General features: G+C 59.9%; 14 protein-coding genes and 1 pseudogene. 7 read left to right on the forward strand and 8 right to left on the reverse strand.

Annotated features, from left to right (window positions below):
* Nucleotides 1–146: 146 nt before the first annotated feature.
* From dnaA to NKJ55_RS03090, 5 genes are all read right to left on the reverse strand, one after another.
* Entirely contained in the window at nucleotides 147–1619 is a 1473-nt protein-coding gene (gene dnaA, locus NKJ55_RS03070; protein WP_023676921.1) for a chromosomal replication initiator protein DnaA, read from the reverse strand.
* A 915-nt stretch (nucleotides 1620–2534) separates the two neighbouring features.
* Nucleotides 2535–2801 (reverse strand): 30S ribosomal protein S20, encoded by a 267-nt coding sequence (rpsT, locus tag NKJ55_RS03075; protein WP_023676922.1) that lies wholly within the window; start codon nucleotides 2799–2801, stop codon nucleotides 2535–2537.
* A gap of 160 nt (nucleotides 2802–2961) precedes the next feature.
* Nucleotides 2962–3735 carry an enoyl-CoA hydratase gene (locus NKJ55_RS03080; protein WP_352448613.1) on the reverse strand — a complete coding sequence of 258 codons (774 nt, stop codon included), beginning with the start codon at nucleotides 3733–3735 and terminating at the stop codon, nucleotides 2962–2964.
* A gap of 24 nt (nucleotides 3736–3759) precedes the next feature.
* Entirely contained in the window at nucleotides 3760–4650 is an 891-nt protein-coding gene (gene mutM, locus NKJ55_RS03085; RefSeq protein WP_352448614.1) for a bifunctional DNA-formamidopyrimidine glycosylase/DNA-(apurinic or apyrimidinic site) lyase, read from the reverse strand.
* Nucleotides 4643–5884 carry a phosphopentomutase gene (locus NKJ55_RS03090; RefSeq protein ID WP_352448615.1) on the reverse strand — a complete coding sequence of 414 codons (1242 nt, stop codon included), beginning with the start codon at nucleotides 5882–5884 and terminating at the stop codon, nucleotides 4643–4645. The genes mutM and NKJ55_RS03090 overlap by 8 nt, the downstream gene beginning before the upstream one ends.
* A gap of 159 nt (nucleotides 5885–6043) precedes the next feature.
* Between NKJ55_RS03090 and NKJ55_RS35570 the strand changes: the two are divergent.
* Nucleotides 6044–6172 (forward strand): annotated as a pseudogene (locus NKJ55_RS35570) (phosphate/phosphite/phosphonate ABC transporter substrate-binding protein); the annotation flags it as partial.
* A gap of 102 nt (nucleotides 6173–6274) precedes the next feature.
* On the opposite strand, the gene NKJ55_RS03095 reads toward NKJ55_RS35570, so the two are convergent.
* From NKJ55_RS03095 to NKJ55_RS03105, 3 genes are all read right to left on the reverse strand, one after another.
* Nucleotides 6275–6895: a TadE/TadG family type IV pilus assembly protein gene (locus NKJ55_RS03095; RefSeq protein WP_352448616.1), complete on the reverse strand. Its 621-nt coding sequence runs from the start codon at nucleotides 6893–6895 to the stop codon at nucleotides 6275–6277.
* A 30-nt stretch (nucleotides 6896–6925) separates the two neighbouring features.
* A complete protein-coding gene (locus tag NKJ55_RS03100; protein ID WP_023676927.1) occupies nucleotides 6926–7486 on the reverse strand; it encodes a TadE/TadG family type IV pilus assembly protein in 561 nt (186 codons plus the stop codon).
* Between the two features lie 151 nt (nucleotides 7487–7637).
* Complete coding sequence (locus tag NKJ55_RS03105; protein WP_352448617.1) at nucleotides 7638–8060, reverse strand: pilus assembly protein N-terminal domain-containing protein; 423 nt, start codon at nucleotides 8058–8060, stop codon at nucleotides 7638–7640.
* Between the two features lie 342 nt (nucleotides 8061–8402).
* On the opposite strand from NKJ55_RS03105, the gene NKJ55_RS03110 reads away from it, so the two are divergent.
* From NKJ55_RS03110 to NKJ55_RS03135, 6 genes are all read left to right on the forward strand, one after another.
* Complete coding sequence (locus NKJ55_RS03110; protein WP_023676929.1) at nucleotides 8403–8573, forward strand: Flp family type IVb pilin; 171 nt, start codon at nucleotides 8403–8405, stop codon at nucleotides 8571–8573.
* Between the two features lie 148 nt (nucleotides 8574–8721).
* On the forward strand, nucleotides 8722–9240 hold the full coding sequence (locus tag NKJ55_RS03115; protein ID WP_352448618.1) for an A24 family peptidase: 519 nt from the start codon (nucleotides 8722–8724) through the stop codon (nucleotides 9238–9240).
* A 189-nt stretch (nucleotides 9241–9429) separates the two neighbouring features.
* On the forward strand, nucleotides 9430–10245 hold the full coding sequence (gene cpaB / locus NKJ55_RS03120; protein WP_023676931.1) for a Flp pilus assembly protein CpaB: 816 nt from the start codon (nucleotides 9430–9432) through the stop codon (nucleotides 10243–10245).
* Nucleotides 10242–11768, forward strand: a complete 1527-nt coding sequence (locus tag NKJ55_RS03125; protein ID WP_352448619.1) for a type II and III secretion system protein family protein — start codon at nucleotides 10242–10244, stop codon at nucleotides 11766–11768. Before cpaB ends, NKJ55_RS03125 begins: the two co-directional genes overlap by 4 nt.
* Nucleotides 11769–11782: 14 nt before the next feature.
* On the forward strand, nucleotides 11783–12517 hold the full coding sequence (locus NKJ55_RS03130) for a CpaD family pilus assembly protein (protein WP_352448620.1): 735 nt from the start codon (nucleotides 11783–11785) through the stop codon (nucleotides 12515–12517).
* 55 nt (nucleotides 12518–12572) lie between these two features.
* The gene (locus NKJ55_RS03135) at nucleotides 12573–13856 is read left to right on the forward strand and encodes a CpaE/TadZ family protein (RefSeq protein WP_352448621.1); all 1284 of its coding nucleotides are present in this window, start codon (nucleotides 12573–12575) and stop codon (nucleotides 13854–13856) included.
* The last annotated feature ends 10 nt before the right edge of the window (nucleotides 13857–13866 follow it).

A 13866-nucleotide genomic window follows, 5' to 3' on the forward strand; every position in this document is an offset into this window, starting at 1 on the left:
GCGAAAGGTCTGAACAGGCTCAGAATCTGCGTAAACTGACAGGAAAAACCCGGCAAACGCAAGCCCGCGCCACCGGTTCGGACCGGCTGCACGGGCTTTCTGGGGATAAAAAGGCCGGAGTCCGCGAGCCGGCGTTTTTCGGGCCGTCAGGCCTGGTCGTTGATCAGCCTTCTCAGCAATTCGAGTTCCTGCGCCAGTGTGTTGTCGGCACCGGAAAGATCCTCGATCTTGCGCACCGCATGCAGCACGGTCGTATGGTCACGACCGCCGAACCGCCGCCCGATCTCCGGCAGCGAGCGCGGCGTCATCACCTTCGACAGATACATGGCGACCTGCCGTGGCTTGACGATGGTGCGTGTGCGCCGGTTGGACAGAAGTTCGGTCTTCGACACGTTGTAGTGGCGCGCGACGATGCGCTGGATGTCCTCGATACGCACCCGCTTGGGTTCGCCCGAACGATAGATGTGGCCAAGGATCTCGTCGATGCGGTCGATGGTGATCTGCGGTTCAAAGGATTGGCGAAACAAAAGCTGGTTGAAGGCACCTTCGAGCTCGCGTCCGCTGCCGGTCACAGTGCGGGCGACGTGGTTGAGGATCTCTTCGGAAATATCGAGCGACGCATCATCGAGCTTGGCGGTGGCAAGCCTGAGCTTGAGCATACCGATACGCATGGCGAAATCCGGGGCTGACATTTCCAGCGCGACGCCGCCGTTGAGGCGCGAGCGGACGCGTGGCTCCAGCGACTCCAATTCCGACGGCGGCCGGTCGGCAGCGACCACCACTTGCTTGGCGCTGTCGAGCAGCATGTTGATCAAATGGCAGAATTCGTGCTGGATCGACTTGCCCTGCAGGAACTGCATGTCGTCGATGATGAGGAGGTCGATGTCGCGCAGCTGTTCTTTCAGCGTCAGTGCGTTGTTGTCGCGGATCGCGGTGGCGAACCGCCACATGAAATACTCAGCCGTCAGATAGACGACCCGCGATTTCGGATTCTGCTTCAGCGATTCTGCGGCGATCGCCTGCAACAGGTGCGTTTTGCCCAGCCCGACCGTCGCGTGAAGAAAGAGCGGATTGAAACGCACCGCGCTCGACTGCGATTCCGCGACCGCCTTGGCGGCGGCAAAAGCCACTCGGTTCGATGGTCCTTCGATGAAGGAGGTGAAAGTATAGCGTGGATCGAGTGGCGAACCGAGAACATTGTGCCGGAACTCGGTTTCTGCCGGCATCCCCGGGCGGGGTACCGGGACCCGTTCGACCCTGCTGGGGCTCGCCGTGCCCGCAGAGAGCGCGGTTTGCGTCTGCCTGGTCATCTTGCGCGCCGGGGCCACTTCTGGCTCGACGCTGTTGCGGCCCTGCCGTGTGGCGGTGCGAACCACGATCTCGATCTTGAGGATCTCCGGATCCTCGTGCTTCCACAACTCGGTGATGAGATCGAGATAGTGGCCGTTGATCCATGAACGCAGGAATGCGGTTGGCACTGAGATGCGGACAATGCCCTTAGAGGATTCAGCGACCTTCATGCGCCCGAACCAGCTCGAATAGACCTCGGTTCCCAGACGCGCCTTCAACTGGGCCTTGACCCGATCGAACTTCTGTTCAGCTTCATTGGAAGCCGCCATGTCGTTCCTTCCGATTAACGTTCCAGGAAATGGGAGGTCGCCTGTAAGCTCCCTTTCGATGCCGCCGCTCTGCATGATCGAGTTCCTTGTCTCTTGTACCTGTTTTCCGCCGGGGATGCGCCTCCTGCATCCATGTTTCCGGCGACCGTGTCTTCGCTGCGACACCATCGCCGCCGCCGGCTGATGAATCGCCTCGTTGTCGGTCCGGCGCCGAAGAGCCGATCCGCTTTGGTCATGTCAGGGCAACAAAATGCCGTCCGGCGAAAAACCGCCGGCGCACCGTCGACCTGCCATGTACAATTACGCCAGTCCCCTACCGTATCGAAAAGACAAACCAACCCCGTCCGCGGAGTTGAATCCGCGGTGTAAACTCTGCCAATTTGAGCTGGCCGGTTTCAGGCTGGTCAAGGGCCAAGGGCCCGTCCCTTCGATGGACAGACATTACCGAAATCGCTGTGGATAGGGCAAGGCCACCCCTAACGGATTTTTAAGGAATCTGACTAGCAAGGGACGTTTCGAACGCCATGCTGCAACAGTTGATTTTGACAAAGCCATTGTGATTCAAACCCTTTTCCGGCGAATATGAAAAAGGCCACACAACGCGAAATTTTCTGAAATAATTCACTTGACAGCCAATTGTCGCCTATCGGCCGCAGCTGATGTGAACAAGCTGTGGATCACCATCGGTAAGCTTCTGAAAAGAAAAGGTAATCTGTGACGCTCGGAAATTTTCGCATTGGCAGTTTCGAAGGCTCCGAATATCAGCGGGCATGTATATGCCGGCAAAGCATTTCGAACTTTGAAATGCACCCGGAGCGCCATTTTGCGGGCTTTCTTTTAAGTACTTGCCGGCAAACGAAAAAAACCCGGCGCGATTGGCCGGGTTTGAAGAAGCGCAGTTCAGGAAAAGGTATATTAGGCCGACAGCACCTTGACCCGTTGGGCCAACCGCGACACCTTGCGCGATGCCGTGTTCTTGTGCACCACGCCCTTGGTCGCGGCGCGCATCAATTCCGGCTCGGCCACCTTGAAGGCAGCCTGTGCGGCCGCCTTGTCGCCAGCCGCGAGCGCCTCTTCGACCTGGCGGATGTAGGTCCGGACGCGGGAGCGGCGGTTCTTGTTGATCGCTGCGCGACGGGCGATCTTGCGCGTTGCCTTTTTGGCCGAGGAGGTATTGGCCATGGTGCCTCTCTTCTGATCTGGTGGGCGCTTGCGGGATACCGCAGGGCGCAAAAAACAAACGGGCAGCCACAGGGCCGCCTCGGTTGGTGCGGCTTATAGTTCAGCTTTTCCGGCGCGTCAACGCTGCAGCGATTTCTTTTTGACCGGCGCCTTCGTCATCTCATCGGTTCGTGAAATTCGGCTTCCGCTTGCCGCTGAAGGCCGCCATGCCTTCCTTCTGGTCATCCAGCGCAAACAGCGAATGAAATAGCCGGCGCTCGAACCGCAGACCCTCGGTGAGCGTCGTCTCATAGGCGCGGTTGACGGCCTCCTTTGCCATCATCACCGACGGCAAGGAAAAACCAGCGATCTTGGACGCTGCCTTAAGCGCTTCCTCGATCAACTCGCCGGCTGGCACCACGCGCGAGACAAGGCCGGAACGCTCGGCCTCGGCTGCGTCCATCATTCGACCCGTCAGGCACATATCCATCGCCTTCGACTTGCCGACAAAGCGGGTCAGGCGCTGCGATCCGCCCATGCCGGGCATGACGCCCAGCGTGATCTCGGGTTGGCCAAACTTGGCGGTGTCGGCGGCGATGATGAAGTCGCACATCATCGCCAGTTCGCAGCCGCCCCCCAGCGCATAGCCCGCCACCGCCGCGATGATCGGCTTTCGTGCCCGCGTAAATTCTTCCCAGCCGACGAAGAAATCCTGCAGATAGGCATCCACATAGGAGATGGACTGCATTTCCTTGATATCGGCACCTGCCGCGAAAGCCTTTTCCGAACCAGTGATGACCATGGCGCCGATGTCGGCATTGGCGCCCATGCTATTCACCGACGCGACCAGTTCCGCCAGCACTTGTGAATTCAGCGCGTTGAGCGCCTGCGGCCGGTTCAGCGTAATCAGCCCGACCTTGCCGCGGGTTTCGACGATGATGGTTTCATAGCCCATGCTTTGCTCCTCCTCGCTTCTGGTTCAAGCCTGACAGGCCCGGCAGTGGAAAGTCGAACGACCGCTTTGCACGATACGCTCGATGTGGCCGCCACAACCAGGCTTGGAGCAGGCTTCCCCCTCGCGATCGTAAACCGCGAAGGAATGCTGGAAGTAGCCCAGCGATCCATCGGTCTGCATATAATCGCGCAACGACGAGCCGCCGGCGGCGATCGCATCGGCGACGACCGAGCGGATTGCTTCGGCCAGGCGTTCGCTCTGCTCTTTGGCTTTCTTGCCGGCTCTCGCGAGGGTGCCCGCTTCGCGCAGCGGCGACAGGCCGGCCCGCCAAAGCGCTTCCGAGACGTAGATATTGCCTAGCCCGGCAATCAGCCTCTGGTCCAGAAGTGCCGCTTTCAGCGGTGACTTGCGACCTTTCAGCAACGAAGCGAGCAGCGCGCCGTCCAGTGCGTTGCCTGTAGGCTCGACGCCTAATCCCGCCAGCATCGGATGCATGTCGGGCTCGCCTTCCGAAAACAGCATGAACCCGAAGCGGCGCGGGTCGTTGAAGATCACGCGAGAGCGGACGCCGGCAGGGGATGCGATGTCGAAGACGACGTGATCGTGAGCAGTGTTTTTCGAACGTTCGTGGTGGAACGCGCCGGGCGTTGCGCTCTCGTCGGCCGTTTCGATGCGAAACGAACCCGACATGCCGAGATGGCAGATCAGAACCGGGCCGTTGTCCATGTGCATTGTCAGATATTTGGCACGGCGGCCGAGCGCCGCAATCGTCTTGCCGGTCAGCCGCTCCGAAAATCTCTCGGGGAACGGAAACCGCAAATCCGGCCGGCGTGCCTCGACACCGACAATGCGGGCACCTTCAAGGGCCGGCTGCAGACCGCGCCTGACTGTCTCTACCTCCGGCAGCTCAGGCATGGCCACCTATCGTGGCATGGAAGGAGGTGCCGTAACGGCCGCGCGCCAGCCCGAGATGTTCGGCCACGGTTTCGCCGATGTCGGCAAATGTTGTCCTCAGTCCGATGTCTGCGCCTTTGAAACCCGGCCGTGTCCCGATAATCGGAATACGCTCGCGCGTGTGGTCGGTGCCGCGCCACGTCGGATCGTTGCCGTGATCGGCGGTCAAAATGAGCAGATCGCCTGGCCTCAGCCGTGCGAATGCCTCGGGCAGGCGCCGGTCGAAAGCTTCGAGTGCGGCGGCATATCCCGCAACGTCGCGCCGATGCCCGAACTCGGTGTCGAAGTCGACAAAGTTCGCGAAGACGAGGTCGCCGTCGCGGGCGTCTTCCATGGCACCAAGCGTTTTGTCGAACATCGCCATGTTGCCGGCAGCCTTGCGGACTTCCGAGATCCCCCGATGGGCGAAAATGTCGCCGATCTTGCCGATCGCGATAACCCGGCTGCCGCGCGCCGTCAGCCGATCGAGCAGCGTCGGTTCCGGCGGCGGTACGGCATAGTCGCGACGATTATGCGTTCGCTCGAACGTGGCGGCGGTTTCACCGATAAACGGCCTCGCGATGACGCGGCCGATATTCAGCGGATCGACGAGCCTGCGCACCACTTTGCAGAACTCGTAAAGCCGTTGCAGGCCGAAATGAACCTCATGCGCGGCGATCTGCAGGACGGAGTCGATCGAGGTGTAGCAGATCGGCTTGCCGGTGCGGATGTGGTCTTCGCCGAACCGTTCGATAATCTCGGTGCCCGGAGCATGGCAATTGCCGAGGATGCCAGGCACCTTCCCTTCACGCACCATTGCTTCGGTCAACTCGGCCGGAAAGGCGGGAATCTTGTCTGGGAAGTAACCCCAGTCGAAACGGACCGGCAGGCCGGCTATTTCCCAATGGCCCGATGGCGTGTCCTTGCCGCTCGAAACCTCTTGGGCCGCGCCGTGAAAGGCGGCGGCAAGCGGCGCACTGCCGGCATTCTCGAACCTGAAACCCGTCGCCGTTGCCGCGGCCTGGCCGAGGCCGAGCGCGAGCATGTTTGGTACAAGAAGGGGTCCGGCACGCAGGCCTTCGCGATCGGCGCGGCCTTCTGCGCAGGCCCGCGCGATGTGTGCGAACGTATTGGAGCCGGTGTCGCCATAACGTTCGGCATCGGCCGCGCCGCCGATGCCGAAGGAGTCGAGGACAAAAAGGAAGGCGCGTGCCATCGAAAGGTTCATCATTGCCTGTGCGTTGGCTCAGACATAGGGTTCCGCGCCGCCATTGGCAATTCGGAAACCCAACGGCACGGCTTGGCGTGCTGGTCCCGGAGAGACGAATCGCGGCATGGTCGATCCGCGGATGGAAATGCGCGGCGCGGAGCTCGCATGAGGCTTGCCCTGACAGCATTCGCCGCCGTACTGGCTTTGCTGCTGGATGCGTCTTGCACAAACCTGGCGCGAGCCGATTGGCGCGATGTTATCGGAACGTTCCGTATCGGTATCGTCGCCGAACCGTTGCCGGTCCGAGGGACTATGTGCTGGCTGCAGCCATCGTGCGTCTAGTCTCGGCCCGTGGTCGCAAGCAATAGCAACAGACCGGTTAGCGGGCTTCAGGCGTCAGCAATCGCTGCACGGAATGGTCGGGCTCCTGCGCGGCCGCAGATAATAAGTCTCCGCCATCGATATCGAATTGAAGACCGAGCTCAACCCGAACCGGCTTTGGCCGTCCGCCGACCAGGTGATGATTGGCTTGTAGGCGAGATCGCTTTCGACCCGAATGAGGAACGTGCCTTTGATCTTGAGCGCGCTCGGGACCGTTGTGGTGGAATCCTTGACCGCGTCGACGCTAGAGACGCCATCGACCAGTTTGCGCGACCACACGACCAGGACTTTCGGCGACGTCTCGTTCGTCACCTGTATCGCCGTGATAATGATCTTCGGTTTCGAGCGGTTGTAGGGCTGGAGCGTGGAACTGCCGATCGCCATGATGGCATCGACATCGGCCGCCTTGACGGTCTGCTGCTGCGTGACGAGGTCCGCTACCATGCTGCCGATGCGGCTGACCTTCTTGCTGGTCTCGATGGCTTGCGAGGCCTCCATTGTCATAAAGTACATGATCAACAGGACAGGCACGATGAGGGCAAACTCGACAGCCGCAATACCGCGGCGGTCCGAGCAAAGCCGGACTGCTCTTGTACAAATCCCTGCGATGCCCAGCTGTGCCCCCGCACGAATCATGGCTTTGCCCTTTTCAAGCGACTACGTGGTTCAGTTGTCGAACGGCTCGTTCTGCCAAGTGATCGAAGCAAAATGCAGCGTTTTGCCGTCCTTCAGGTTGGCCATCGATTTGGCCATGAAGTCGGTCATCACCGGCCATTTGTAAAAAACACGCAGCATGTTTCTCGACTCCGCCAGGCCAGGTGCGACGGTGAAGGTCTGTGTGCTCGTGCCCTTGGTCAGCACGACGTCGCCATCCTGGATCTTGAAACCGGCCAGCGCCGCATCGGCGAAGGTCGGATATTCGCGCAAGTCCACCAGCAATCCGGGACAGGTCTTGGCGACCATGATCTCCAATTTGGTGCAGATCATATCCCGCAGCTTGGTCCCGGACACATCGGCCGGTCTTAGTTGGCCGGTACGCAGCTGGCGCGCGATGTCGTCGGTTGCGTTTGCCATCACTTCCTGTGCGGCAAAAGAAATGCAGCTCTCCAGGATGGCGAAGACAAGAAGCGCGAAAGGAATTGCAAGCATGGCGAATTCGATCGCCGTGCTTCCGCGGCGGTCGCCCAAAAACCGTCTTGGAGAACCTGCTCGTCCTGCCTTGCTCATGTCCTCTGCCCGCCGATGCCGCTTCTGTATCGGTCCCACCCTTAGTCGGAACCGATTGAAGTCCGGTTGGAATGACCGTTAAATTCAACGGGAAGGCCTTAACCCGGCGATAACCGAAGCACGTACTCGCCAAAGACGGAGACGTCGGCTACTAATGCGCGGCGCTCATTTCGGCTTCAGAGGCCTTCTCGGCATCGCTCTTATACGAGCTTTCGCAATATGGCGCGCAGGACATGGTCTGTACTTCGGAACGCCGATAGATGCGCACCGACGACGCTGCCTGGCGCACGACGGTTATTTGCTCATCGACGATCGGGTTGCCCTCCTGGTCGAGGACGACGAGATTGGTGACGCCAAATCCCTTGCCGGTCAGTACGATCGTCGATGCGTCCTGCACGGAGGCGTCGGCGATCGCCGGATTGCCGACGACAATCGTATCGGCGGCGCGCGACAATTTGATGATCTTTGCCTGGTTCATCGTCACCTCGATGCCGGCGCCGGCCTTGGCTGGAAAGGCGAAAGCCGCTGCGGCAAAAAGCACGGCAACTGGAAATGATGATCTCGGCCCGGCCATTGAGGCGCCCCCTGGCAAACTGTTCAACAGAACATGAACGAGATTGGTGAACCAACCGTTAAGCGGCTGGAGTTCAGGATCAAACCGGAACCGGCATTGGGCCTAGCCGGCACGGCTGGAACGTCTTTGCCGAATTGCGCCTTTTGCGCCTTTGTCAGCCCGGTGGCCTGGCGGCGGGTATTTTAGTTCTGGGTTAACCACGCAATGTCGTCGAAGCGGGAAAGGAATCGGTAAGCCTGTTTATTAAGCCGATTGAAACAGCTTCTCCTTAGATTCGCAGTATCCGATCAGCCACCAAGAGAAGTTGACGGAAGTGCTGTAACAATTGGAGTAGGAGCTCGAATGTCTAACCTCATCGCACGTTTTGTGAAGGACGAATCCGGCGCGACCGCTATCGAATACGGTCTGATCGCCGCTCTTATCGCACTCGCCATCATGGTCGGCGCCGGCCAGCTCGGCAACTCGCTGAACGCCAAGTTCACCGCCATCTCCACCAAGGTGAACGGTAGCTGACCGTAACGGGTTCGGTTGTTCTGAAATAAGGGCCGCCGCTCTGGCGGCCCTTATTTAGTCCTGGTATGATTTGAAACTTAGGCCTCATCAGTCGTTAATCGAATAGGATTAGGTTGGGGCCAGATGCAATTGGGTCATAGGCGCGCCGATGCTTGAAGCCTTGATCTTCGTCGTGTTTCCGTTTTGCATGCTTTTTGCCGCGATCTCCGACATGCTTTCGATGACGATCGCCAATCGCGTGCCGGTGTTGCTTGTGGTTGTCTTCGCCTTGGTTGCGCCTTTGACCGGTATGGACTGGGCCACCTATGGCTGGCATTTCGCCGCCGCCGGCCTGGTTCTCGCGGTGACGTTCGGCCTGTTCGCGCTGGGCGGCATGGGCGGCGGCGACGCCAAGCTTCTGGCTGCCACTGCCATGTGGATGGGACTGAACATCCATCTCATCGAATACCTCGTCGCCTCGACATTCATCGGCGGCCTGCTGACGCTAGCCATCCTCGCCTATCGAAAATCGCCGCTTGCCGCCGTCACAAGCCACAATCCGTTCCTGCGCCATTTCGCCGATGAGGCGACCGGCGTTCCGTACGGCATCGCGCTTGGCATTGGCGGTCTGCTCACCTATTCCGACTCGCCATTGATGGCCTGGGCACTTACCAGGCTGGCGGGCTGAATTTCGCTTTACGCCTTTGGCGCCGAGCAGGCGAGTTGACCACGTTTTCCTTCGGGCCGGGCTTGTCGGTCCAATTTATATAAACGTTAAATTAATCACGATCGTAAGTATAACATTAACCTTGTTTTGACGATTGCCGCTGCAAAGTCCCGCTTGGCTACGTGGTTTGCCAAGGCGAGGTTCGGACAGATGCCAGCATCCCGATTGATTATTCTGAGCGTGGCGATAGCCGCGGCCGGTGGTGCAGGCTATGTCGCGAAGAACATGGTCGTGGCTCCGCCGCCTCCGGTTGTCGATTCCGGTCCTCAGGCGCCGGCGATCGCGCTGCAGGATGTGCTTGTCCTTTCCGGCGACGTTCCGATGGGCAGTCCGCTTGAAAACAACATTTCCTGGGAGTCATGGCCGTCCGCCGGCATCAACGCAAATTTCATCACCCGCGCCGCCGAGCCTGAAGCGCTGGACAAGCTGAAGGGCGCCGTCGCTCGCGTGGCGCTCTACGCCGGCGAGCCGCTGCGGCGCTCGAAGCTGATCGGTGAAGGGCAAAGCTTCATGTCGTCGATCCTGCCCTCCGGCATGCGGGCCGTTGCCACAAGCATCTCGGCCGACACCTCGGCCGGTGGCTTTATTCTTCCCAACGATTTCGTCGACGTCATCATGACCCGCAGAGCCGATCCCGCCAATGGCGGTGGTCCGGGCTTCACGACCGAAACTATCCTGAAGAACATTCGCGTCCTGGCGATCGACCAGACCATTCAGGAGGACGAGGAAGGTAAGAAGACCAGGGTTGGCCAGACCGCCACCCTGGAACTGACGCCGCAGCAGTCCGAGATCATCACCGTCGCACAGCAGATGGCGGATCGCCTGACATTGGCGCTGCGCTCGATCAAGGACAGTCAGGACAAGAATGTGGGCGAAGCCGATTACCTGGTTTCCGGCAATGGCCGGCGCGGAACCGTGCGGCTGATCAAGTCGGGCGAAGTTTCCGAAGTGGGGGCAAGGAAATGAGGCTAAAAACCAAACTGCCGCTCATCCTGGCTGCGGCGATCGGCCTGTTTCTCCTTGGAACGAATGCATATGGCATTGTCGATGCCAGTGCGGCGGGCAATGCCAGGGTGACGGCTTCGACCGCCACCCAGCGGGTCAAGCTCGGACTGAACAAGTCGGTGGTCATCGACCTCCCGAGCGATGCCTACGACATTCTCGTCGCCAACCCCGCTGTAGCCGACGCGGTGACCCGCACTGCTAGGCGCATCTATCTGTTTGGAAAGGCGGTCGGCGAGACAAATATCTTCGTCTTTGGCCCGAATGGCGAGCAGATCGTCAGCCTTGACCTAGCGGTCGAACGTGACGTTGCCGGGCTGGAGGATTATATCAAACGCTTCATCCCGTCATCGGAGGTTAAGGTCGAGTTGCTGAACGACAACGTCGTTCTGACCGGAACCGTGGACACTCCTCTGGACGCTAAGCGCGCGGCCGATCTGGCAACCATTTTCGTGTCCGGCGGCGAGGCAACCACGGGTCAATATTCGCAGACCGCTGCCGGCGGTTCGGCTGAAGCCGGCGTCGCGATCGATAACCCGGATGCCGAGCGCCGCGTCAGCAAGATCGTCAACTTGCTGCAGATCATCGGCGACGACCAGGTGACGCTGAAGGTGACGGTCGCGGAAGTCAGCCGCTCGGTGATGAAGCAGCTCGGCGTCAACATGGTGGGCAACGGCAGCAGCAACGGCATCAGCTGGGGCGCGGTAAGCGACAATTTCACTGGTTTGGGCAAGTCGCTGTCGAACTCGGGCCTCTCTATCGGCAGCTCGACGCTGCAGGCCTACATCAATGCCATGGAACAGTCCGGTGTCATGAAAACCCTCGCCGAACCAACATTGACGGCCGTATCCGGCGAGAAAGCGACCTTCAAGGTTGGCGGCGAATACAATATGGTGACCAGCGTTTCCCAAGCCGTATCAAATGATAACCAGACCGGTCTGAAGACGTATTCTGTCGAGAAGATCGAATACGGCATTGGCCTGGAATTTCAGCCGGTGGTGCTGTCTCCCGGCCGTATCAGCCTGAAAGTCAGAACCTCGGTTTCCGAGCCGACAACGGAGGGGTCTGTGTCTTTGTCCGAAGGTGTAACGAGCCCGGGCATGAATGCCCTGTCTCTCCGCAAGCGCTTGGCCGACACAACGGTGGAACTGCCTTCGGGCGGCTCGATGATGATTGCCGGCCTTGTCCGCGATGATCTCAGGCAAGCTGTTAACGGCTTGCCCGGTCTGACAAAGATTCCAGTGCTTGGCGCGCTGTTCCGCAGCAGGGATTTCGTTCGCAACGAGACCGAGCTCGTCATCATCATTACGCCCTATCTGGTGAAGCCGGTGGCGCGCAATGATCTTGCCAAGCCGGATGACAATTTCAACGCCGCCAGCGATGGCGCCGGCATTTTCCTTGGCCGCGTCAACCGTGTCTACGGCACCATGCAGACCGACAAGCCCAACGGCCGTTACCACGGCGTTGTCGGCTTTATCTACAAGTAAGCGGGGAAGCGGTCATGTCTAAGGCAACATCGAAGGCACGGGCGATCACCGCGACGCGGTCAGTCCATTCGCGAATCTGGCGGCCGGCCGTTCCCATTATGGCGATCGCGGTGGCGGCATTGCTGGCCGGCTGCGCCAATCGCGACAGCGTCACGGTGGGTGCCATACCGGACGATTATCGCACCACCCATCCGATCGTCATAGCCGAGAAGATACAGAAGATCGACCTTCCGGTCGGCGCCGGCGACCGTGGCATGACCAGATCCCAGCGTGACACGCTCCTGGGCTTTCTGGACGGATACGACAGGAGCGCGGCTCCGGTGCTGACGATCGAGATTCCGAGCGGCTCAGCCAACGAAATCGCAGCGGCCGCGGCCGGCCGCGATTTCGCCAGGCTGGCCATAGCCAGCGGCATCAGCCGGAAGCGGATCGACATGCGGTCCTACCAGTCTGTTTCGGCCGAAGCGTCGGCACCGGTCCGTGTTGCCTACGTCTCGGTGAAGGCTCAGACGGATAAATGCGGTCGCTGGCCCGAAGACCTGCTGCAGACTTCGGAAAACAAGCACTATGCCGATTTCGGCTGTTCGTATCAGAACAACCTGGCTGCCCAGATGGCCAATCCGTCCGATCTGATCGGGCCACGCAAGCCGACGCCGATCGACGCGGAAAATCGCGGTGCTGTGATCGACGTCTATCGTGACAGAGGTATTTCGGACGAATTCCTCGGCAATTCGGAAGTCGAATATTAACGAGTGTTGAGGCTCAACAAACCCTAAGCCGCGCAAGTCACGGAAAGTGATGACAATGAGCAATCTTGCCTATGACACAGAGGTACCGGGCGGCGAAACCTCGGAGCAGGATCTTGCCGCGATGCAGGCGTTGCGGCCGATCCCGCGCATTTCGATCCAGGCATTTTGCGAGACCGAAGGCGTAGCCAATCCGGTCGAGCGCGCCGGCGAGGATCGCCGCATGGCCAAGGCCCATTTGAAGGTGCATATGGGGGGCATCCCCACCGCTATCGAATTCTATCAGTCGGCGCCGACGCCGAACCTGATCCTGCTTGAATCGCGCAGCGAGCCGAAGCTGTTGCTGGAACAACTCGCCCAGCTCTCCGAGCATTGCGACCCGACCTCCAAGGTGGTGGTTGTCGGCCACTACAACGACGTCGGCCTGTACCGCGAACTCATCCGTTCGGGCATTTCCGAGTATGTCATCGCGCCCGTATCGATGGCCGACATCGTCAGCGTGGTGTCTTCGATCTTCGTTGATCCGGAAGCTGAGCCGATCGGCCGCTCGATTGCCTTCATCGGCGCCAAAGGCGGCGTCGGCTCGTCGACCATAGCCCATAATGTGGCCTGGGCCATGTCGTCCCTTTTCAAATCCGAAGTGGTTGTCGCCGATCTCGACCTCGCCTTCGGAACGGCCAATATCAATTTCGACCAGGATCCGGCGCAAGGCATTGCCGAGGCAGTCTTCTCGCCGGAACGCGTCGACGAGGTCTATCTCGACCGGCTGCTCGCCCAATGCGCCGAGCACCTGTCGCTGCTTGCGGCCCCTTCGACCCTGGAGCGGGTCTACGATTTCGATCCCGACGCCTTCACCCAGCTTATCGACATAGCCCAGCGTAGCGCGCCGCTCCTCGTGCTCGATGTTCCCCACGTGTGGGCCGGCTGGACCAAGAACACGCTGGTCAAGGCCGACGAGATCGTCATCACGGCGACGCCCGAACTGGCCAATCTGCGCAACACGAAGAACCTGGTCGACATGCTGAAGCGGCTTCGTCCGAACGACCCCGCGCCAAAGCTTGTGATCAACCAGGCCGGTGTGCCGAAACGTCCTGAGATTACGCCGTCCGACTTCTCCGAATCGCTCGGCCTTTCGCCGATGTCGGTCGTCCCGTTCGAGCCGCTTTTGTTCGGAAATGCTGCGAACAACGGACGTATGCTCGGTGAGATGGATGCCAAGAGTCCGGTTGTCGCCACGATCAACGAGATCGCCCATGTGCTGACAGGGCGCAGCGAAATCAAGGTGAAGAAAAAGGCTGGCCTCGGCAATCTGATCGGCAAGCTTTCGCGCAACAAGAAGTGATGCCTCAGCG

This window comes from Mesorhizobium sp. M0106 (assembly GCF_040322715.1).
Classification (GTDB): domain Bacteria; phylum Pseudomonadota; class Alphaproteobacteria; order Rhizobiales; family Rhizobiaceae; genus Mesorhizobium.

What these genes read in the sequence shown, in the direction of transcription:
- NKJ55_RS03125 (WP_352448619.1), top strand. Translation starts at nt 10,242, where the DNA reads ATGAGGCTAAAAACCAAACTGCCGCTCATCCTGGCTGCGGCGATCGGC.
- NKJ55_RS03090 (WP_352448615.1), bottom strand. Translation starts at nt 5,884, where the DNA reads ATGGCACGCGCCTTCCTTTTTGTCCTCGACTCCTTCGGCATCGGCGGC.
- NKJ55_RS03100 (WP_023676927.1), bottom strand. Translation starts at nt 7,486, where the DNA reads ATGAGCAAGGCAGGACGAGCAGGTTCTCCAAGACGGTTTTTGGGCGAC.
- NKJ55_RS03110 (WP_023676929.1), top strand. Translation starts at nt 8,403, where the DNA reads ATGTCTAACCTCATCGCACGTTTTGTGAAGGACGAATCCGGCGCGACC.
- NKJ55_RS03080 (WP_352448613.1), bottom strand. Translation starts at nt 3,735, where the DNA reads ATGGGCTATGAAACCATCATCGTCGAAACCCGCGGCAAGGTCGGGCTG.
- rpsT (WP_023676922.1), bottom strand. Translation starts at nt 2,801, where the DNA reads ATGGCCAATACCTCCTCGGCCAAAAAGGCAACGCGCAAGATCGCCCGT.
- NKJ55_RS03135 (WP_352448621.1), top strand. Translation starts at nt 12,573, where the DNA reads ATGAGCAATCTTGCCTATGACACAGAGGTACCGGGCGGCGAAACCTCG.
- NKJ55_RS03115 (WP_352448618.1), top strand. Translation starts at nt 8,722, where the DNA reads ATGCTTGAAGCCTTGATCTTCGTCGTGTTTCCGTTTTGCATGCTTTTT.
- cpaB (WP_023676931.1), top strand. Translation starts at nt 9,430, where the DNA reads ATGCCAGCATCCCGATTGATTATTCTGAGCGTGGCGATAGCCGCGGCC.
- NKJ55_RS03095 (WP_352448616.1), bottom strand. Translation starts at nt 6,895, where the DNA reads ATGATTCGTGCGGGGGCACAGCTGGGCATCGCAGGGATTTGTACAAGA.
- NKJ55_RS03130 (WP_352448620.1), top strand. Translation starts at nt 11,783, where the DNA reads ATGTCTAAGGCAACATCGAAGGCACGGGCGATCACCGCGACGCGGTCA.
- NKJ55_RS03105 (WP_352448617.1), bottom strand. Translation starts at nt 8,060, where the DNA reads ATGGCCGGGCCGAGATCATCATTTCCAGTTGCCGTGCTTTTTGCCGCA.
- dnaA (WP_023676921.1), bottom strand. Translation starts at nt 1,619, where the DNA reads ATGGCGGCTTCCAATGAAGCTGAACAGAAGTTCGATCGGGTCAAGGCC.
- mutM (WP_352448614.1), bottom strand. Translation starts at nt 4,650, where the DNA reads ATGCCTGAGCTGCCGGAGGTAGAGACAGTCAGGCGCGGTCTGCAGCCG.